General features: G+C 68.2%; 1 protein-coding gene and 1 riboswitch. The gene reads left to right on the top strand.

All coding sequences use genetic code 11. The features are described from left to right. Positions 1-55: 55 nt before the first annotated feature. Positions 56-269, bottom strand: a riboswitch (cobalamin riboswitch). Positions 270-333: 64 nt separating this feature from the next. Then, a partial coding sequence (locus HUK84_RS20425) for a metalloregulator ArsR/SmtB family transcription factor (RefSeq protein WP_176641829.1) occupies positions 334-880 on the top strand: 547 nt, incomplete at its 3' end.

The raw sequence follows: 880 nt of genomic DNA, 5'->3' as shown, positions 1-880 counted from the left end.
CGCGCCGGCAGGTCGCCGGCGCGGTGGGGCGCGACCCGTCCGGACACCCCGCCGGAGGATTTCTTCGGCCATGGCAGGTCTCCTGGCTTGCGGGTCACAGCAGCCGGTCCGGCCTTCCCGGGGTCTCTCTCGGTAGAGATGTCCCAGTGGCGCGGATGGACCGGTGCTCGCCGCCTACAGTTGCGGGGGCAGCGCCGGATTCGCACCGGCTTCCCTCTTCGCCGCGACGCCGGAAGACCGGGTGCGGAACCATGGCGGTCGGATTAGGACAGGAATGGAAAAAATGAGTCAATAGGAATTGCACATATAAGGATATCGTTATATGTGATGTTCATGAGCCGATCGCTTGTCATTTTCCAGGCCCTGGCCGATCCGACGCGGCTGCGGATCCTGGCGTTGCTGCGCACGATGGAACTGTCCGTCGGCGAGATCGCGCAGGTGCTGGGGCAGAGCCAGCCGCGCGTGTCGCGCCATGTGAAGATCCTGGTGGCGGCCGGGCTGGCGGAGCGCCGCAAGGAAGGGAGCTGGGTGTTCCTGACGCTGGGGACGGACGAGGATTTCGGGCCGCTGCTGGCCGCCATGGACCGGTGGGACCGGCATGACGACGCCGAGCGCGCGGCGGACATCGCCCGGCTGAAGGCTGTGCGTACGGTGCGGGCGATGGCGGCGGAGGATTATTTCGAGACCCATGCGGCGAACTGGGACGCGATCCGCTCGCTGCATGTCGCGGAGGGCGATGTCGAGGCCGCGATCCTGCGCGTTCTGGCGCCGGAGCCGATCGGGCGGCTGGTGGATATCGGCACCGGGACGGGGCGGATGCTGGAATTGCTGGCCCCCCGGGCGGACAGCGCGGTCGGGTTCGACCGCAGCCCGGCGATGC

Source organism: Nguyenibacter vanlangensis, assembly GCF_013376155.1.
Lineage (GTDB): Bacteria > Pseudomonadota > Alphaproteobacteria > Acetobacterales > Acetobacteraceae > Gluconacetobacter > Gluconacetobacter vanlangensis.
The sequence above is the reverse complement of the archived record's forward strand: the minus strand, read 5'-3'. Positions and strand labels throughout refer to the sequence as shown.